Here is a 4935-nt window from a genome sequence, read left to right as displayed (position 1 = left end):
CTCCACGCGGCCGATGACGGCGCCGGTGATGTCGGCGCAGGCGGCCACCACGCGGTCGTCACCGACGACGCCCGCCAGTTCCACTCCACCGCGCTTCCGCTGACGGTCTAGACGCGTGTCTCCTGGATCCGGGCGCGAGCCGGCGACGATCCGGAGAGACGGTCTAGCGCAGCGGGCGATGGGTGCCGGCGGGGCGGGTGCCGGTGGGGCGGGGCCGCCCGGGGCGCGAGCCGGCCGGGCGGGTGCCCGCCCAGCGGTGCCGCGGATAGCTGCGACGGGGCGGTTCGGTGCCGCCGGGATACGGCGACCTGTCGTCCGTGGACATCGTTCCCCCGTTCGTGGCGCGCGTTCGCGCTGTCACCTGCTCAACGAGCACCGGCCGTCCGGCGACGCTGTCGGTCACCGGATCGAATCGTCGGCCGGGGCCCGGGTCACCTGCCCCGGCGGGGCAGGGGCAGGTGACCCGGGAGCAGGTCGGGGGCGAGCGTCACCCCGCTGGCCCGTAGCGCCTCGATCAGGGTGTTCTGCACCAGGTAGGAGTCCGGAAGCCGCCAGCGTGCCTGCTCCGGGGCGACCGCCCAGCGGACGGTCCCCTCGGGCAGCCGGGTGGGCGGCGCCGGGATCCACGAGCCCGGCCCGTGCCGGACGACGTGGAAGCAGTGCTCCAACTCCGGTCGGAGCGGGTCGCCCGGGCGGACCAGGAACATCCACCGGCCGGTGGGGGTGACCAGCACGGGCCCGCGTACGCCTGTGCCGGCCGGGTGGACCTGCACGGCGTCGAGCACGTGCCGGCCGAGGTGGGCCGGCACCTCCAGCACGTCGAAGGTCCGGCCGGTGGGCAGCAGCACCCCGTGCGGGCGGGTGCGCCACCAGGTGGCCACCCGGGCCGGATCGGTGGTGGCGGCCAGCTCCCAGTTCTCCAGGGCGGGGTGGCAGCCCACCGTGGGGCAGCCGGCCCGACCGCACACGAACCGGCTGCGGGCGAGGCAGGCACCGGGGGTCACCTCCCAGCCGTGTACGGCGTACCGGATGGCGACCCGGCGCAGCCGGACGCGTTCCAGCGGCGACAGTTCGGCGACGCGCGGTACGACGTTCCCCCACATGTGTGCCATCTCCCCTCGTCGGGCCCGGCGAACGCCAGGTCGCATGTCGAGCACCGTCACTGCCGTAACCCACGATCGTTGAGGTTGACGAACGGCTCGTGCAACTTGCACGAAAAGTACGAGGACTGGCTGTCCGGCTGACGTACAGGCTGTGCGACCAGCGAAAACTGCAAGACGAACGACGGATCGCCGCACCCGCGGACATCGCCGCCAACCGATGGGTGGCGGCGGCAGGGGAGGGATGGGGAGATGGACGAGCTACCCATTGGACGGCGAGTGGCCTACTGGCGGGGGCGACGCAAGATGTCGCAGCAGGTCTTCGCCGACCGTCTGGGCAAGTCGAAGAGCTGGGTGGACAAGGTCGAGCGGGGCGTCCGCCGGCTGGACAAGTTCTCCGTCCTCTACGAGATCGCCGACATCCTGCAGATGGACGTGCAACTGCTGCTGGGCCGTGACCCGGAGCGGCGTACCGACGCGTTGAACTGCATCGACCAGGTCGAGGTGCAGGAGATCCGGGCCGCCCTGGAGCGGTACGACTCGATGAGCGCCTACTTCGACGCCGTGCCGTACCCGCCTCCGCTGGACGACATGCGCAAGGCCGTCAACCACGCCTGGCTCACCTACCAGTACGGCCGCTACGGGATGCTCACCCGGGCGCTGCCCAAGCTGCTGCGCGACGCTCAGGCGGCCGACGCCGCCTACGGGGGAGCGCAGGCGCCGGAGGCGGCCCACCTGCTCGGGCAGGTCTACCAGATCGCCTCGTCGGTGCTGCGCAAGCTCGGCGAGTGCGAGCTGGCCTGGCTGGCCGCCGACCGGTCGATGGCGGTGGCCCAGCGGGCCGACGACCCGCTGCTGGCCGGCATCGCCACCACCCGGGTCTGCAACGCCCTGGTCGCCATGGGTCGGGCCCGGCCGGCGCTGGAGCTGAACGTCCAGATCGCCAACCGGCTGGCTCCCGGCGGCAGCAACGAGGTCTCCCCGGCCCGGCTGTCCGTCTACGGGATGCTGCTGTTGCAGGGGGCCATGGCCGCGTCCCGGATCGGCGACTCGGCCAGCGTCGACGACCTGATCAACTGCGCGCAGGAGGCCGCCACCCTGCTCGGCGGCGACCACAACCACTACTGGACCTCGTTCGGTCCGACGAACGTCGAGTTGCACCGGGCCGCCGCCGCCGTCGAGTTGGGTGACGGGGGCCGCGCGGTGGAGGTGCACCAGGTACGCATCGTGGAGCCCGCGTTCAACGCGTTGCTGCCCGAGCGCCGCGCCCACCACCTGCTCGACATCGCCCGGGGGTACGCCCAGATCGGCGACGTGGCGAACGCCGGCGAGATGCTGCTGCTCGGCGATCGGCTCGCGCCGTCGGAGATCCGCTGCCGGCCGATCGCCCACGAGGTGATGTCGGACGTCCTTCGTCGCACACGTGGTGCGCCGCCTTCTCCGGTAGCGGAGTTGGCTGAGCACATGGGAGTAGGGGTATGAGCGCGGAGCCGGCTTGATGACCGGCGCACCACACACCAGCGAGCACCGTGCGGTGCTCTACGTCATCGCCTGCGGTTCGCCGCTGGCCCGCCACGTCGGCCGTCTGGTCGAGCTGGCCCAGTCGGATGACTGGGACGTCTGCGTGATCACCACGCCGGACGGCGCCAAGTTCGTCGACCGCCCGGCCCTGGTCCGGCAGACCGGCCACCCGGTGCGGACGCACTACAAGAATCCCGGCGACCCGGACGTGCTGCCGCCCGCCGATGCCATGATCGTCTGCCCGGCGACCGTGAACACGGTCAACAAGTGGGCGGCCGGCATCGCCGACACCCTCGCTCTCGGGCTGCTCGTCGAGGCGCAGGGCAAGGGCGTTCCGATCGTCGCGGTGCCGTACACCAATGTCGCGATGGCCGCCCACCCGGCGTTCCGGGCCGGTGTGGCCCGGCTGGCCGACTGGGGCGTCACGGTGCTCTTCGGTGATCATGTGGTCGCCCTGCACCCGCCCGGGACGGGTGAGCAGCATCTGCACGCGTTCCCCTGGCAGATGCCGCTGGCCGCGCTGCGGACCGTCGCGTACCGGGCCGCCTGAGCGCCCGCCGGTCGCCTCCCACGGGTCGACAGACCGGCGCGGCCGGGCCGGGCGTCGCCGCCCGAAGGTCCCCGCGCCGGTAAGCTGGCCCGCCGTGAGCATCAGCGCATCCACAGCCACGGTGACGGACGTCGTCGCCGAGTTGGAACGGCGCTATCCGCCGAGCTGGGCCGAGGAGTGGGACCGCGTCGGCCTGGTGCTCGGCGAGCCGACCGCCCCGGTCCGCCGGGTGCTCTGCGTGGTCGACGTGGTGCCCGAGACGGTCGCCGAGGCGCTGACCGTCGGCGCGGACATGATCGTCGCGCATCACCCGCTGCTGCTGCGGGGGGTCTCCTCGGTCGCTGCGACGACAGTCAAGGGGCGGATCGTCCACCAGCTGATCCGGGCCGGCGTGGCGCTGTATGTGGCGCACACCAACGCCGACGTCGCGTCCCCCGGCGTCTCCGACGCCCTCGCCGCCCGGTTCGGCCTGACCGGGCTGCGCCCGTTGCAGCGGCCGGCGACCGGCTCTCCCGCCCACGGCGACGACCGGGGCATCGGCCGGATCGGGGAGTTGCCCCGTCCGATGACCCTCGCCGAGCTGACCCGGCACGCCGCAGCCGTGCTTCCCGTCACGTCCTGGGGAGTTCGCGCCGCGGGGCATCCCGGGCGTATGGTTCGTACCCTCGCCGTCAGCGGTGGGTCGGGGGACAGCTTCCTCGGCGCCGCGACCGCCGCCGGGGTGGACGCGTTTCTCACCTCCGACCTGCGGCACCATCCGGCCAGCGAGCACCTCGCCGCCGATGGTCCCGCCCTGATCGACGCCGCCCACTGGGCGACCGAACGACCGTGGCTGGACGACCTGGCCGCCCTCCTGCGAGAGGCGCCGGGCGTCGAGACGCTGGTGTCCGACCTGGACACCGATCCGTGGACCATGCACGCCGCCGCACCCGTTGTGGACGACAAGGAGCCCGACCGTGAAGGCTGACCCCCAGGTCCAGCGCCGCCTGCTCGACCTTCAGGCGATCGACACCAACCTCGCCCAGCTCGCGCACCGCCGCCGCTCGCTGCCGGAGCGGGCCGAACTGGAGGCGCTGGCCCGGGAGTTGTCGTCGCTGGAGGACGAGCGGGTTCGCGCCCAGGTCGCGGTCGACGACCTGGACCGGGACATCGCCCGCCTGGAGAAGGACGTCGAGCAGGTGCGGGCCCGCAAGGAGAAGGACCAGAACCGGCTCGCCGCCGGCACCGGCCCGGCCCGGGAGCTGGAGGCGCTCCAGCACGAGCTGGCCTCGCTCAACCGGCGCCAGGGCGACCTGGAGGACGCCGAGCTGGAGCTGATGGAGCAGCGGGAGACCGCGCAGGGCGTGCTGGACGGCGTGGAGCAGCGGCTGGCCGACACCCGGGAGAAGCGGGCCGCCACCGAGCAGCGCCGTGACGACGCGCTGGCCGAGATCGCCAAGGACGAGGAGTTCAAGCGGGGGGCCCGGCAGCCGCTCGCGGCCGACCTCCCGGCCGAGCTGGTCACCCTCTACGACAAGATCCGCGCGGACACCGGGTTGGGCGCGGCGCTGCTCACCGCCGGCCGCTGCGGCGGCTGCCGGCTGGACCTCTCCGGCGCCGACCTGGCCCGCATCCGCAAGGCGGCCCCGGACGACGTGGTCCGCTGCGAGGACTGCCGGCGGATCATGGTCCGTACCAACGAGTCGGGCCTGTAGGTCGTGGCGCCGCGCGTGGTCGTCGTCGAGGCCGACGGCGGGTCCCGGGGCAACCCCGGGCCGGCCGGCT

Annotated in this window: 5 protein-coding genes; 4 read left to right on the top strand and 1 reads right to left on the bottom strand. The window is 73.2% G+C overall.

Annotated features, from left to right (window positions below; translation table 11 throughout):
* Window positions 1–431: 431 nt before the first annotated feature.
* Window positions 432–1103 (bottom strand): bifunctional DNA primase/polymerase, encoded by a 672-nt coding sequence (locus AB0J68_RS27195; RefSeq protein WP_354856687.1) that lies wholly within the window; start codon window positions 1101–1103, stop codon window positions 432–434.
* A 249-nt stretch (window positions 1104–1352) separates the two neighbouring features.
* On the opposite strand from AB0J68_RS27195, the gene AB0J68_RS27190 reads away from it, so the two are divergent.
* The 4 genes from AB0J68_RS27190 (at window position 1353) to AB0J68_RS27175 (ending at window position 4865) form a co-directional block, all read left to right on the top strand.
* Window positions 1353–2582 (top strand): helix-turn-helix domain-containing protein, encoded by a 1230-nt coding sequence (locus tag AB0J68_RS27190; protein WP_355064271.1) that lies wholly within the window; start codon window positions 1353–1355, stop codon window positions 2580–2582.
* Between the two features lie 16 nt (window positions 2583–2598).
* On the top strand, window positions 2599–3171 hold the full coding sequence (locus tag AB0J68_RS27185) for a flavoprotein (protein ID WP_354856600.1): 573 nt from the start codon (window positions 2599–2601) through the stop codon (window positions 3169–3171).
* 94 nt (window positions 3172–3265) lie between these two features.
* On the top strand, window positions 3266–4138 hold the full coding sequence (locus AB0J68_RS27180; RefSeq protein WP_363941172.1) for a Nif3-like dinuclear metal center hexameric protein: 873 nt from the start codon (window positions 3266–3268) through the stop codon (window positions 4136–4138).
* Entirely contained in the window at window positions 4128–4865 is a 738-nt protein-coding gene (locus AB0J68_RS27175) for a C4-type zinc ribbon domain-containing protein (protein WP_354856603.1), read from the top strand. The genes AB0J68_RS27180 and AB0J68_RS27175 overlap by 11 nt, the downstream gene beginning before the upstream one ends.
* The last annotated feature ends 70 nt before the right edge of the window (window positions 4866–4935 follow it).

This window comes from Micromonospora sp. NPDC049580, from assembly GCF_040675595.1.
Classification (GTDB): Bacteria; Actinomycetota; Actinomycetes; order Mycobacteriales; family Micromonosporaceae; genus Micromonospora.
This window is presented reverse-complemented; position numbering and strand designations above follow the sequence as displayed.

Bases quoted from the DNA above. Each gene is read 5' to 3' on its own strand.
- AB0J68_RS27185 (WP_354856600.1), top strand. From the start codon at position 2,599: ATGACCGGCGCACCACACACCAGCGAGCACCGTGCGGTGCTCTACGTC.
- AB0J68_RS27190 (WP_355064271.1), top strand. From the start codon at position 1,353: ATGGACGAGCTACCCATTGGACGGCGAGTGGCCTACTGGCGGGGGCGA.
- AB0J68_RS27195 (WP_354856687.1), bottom strand. From the start codon at position 1,103: ATGTGGGGGAACGTCGTACCGCGCGTCGCCGAACTGTCGCCGCTGGAA.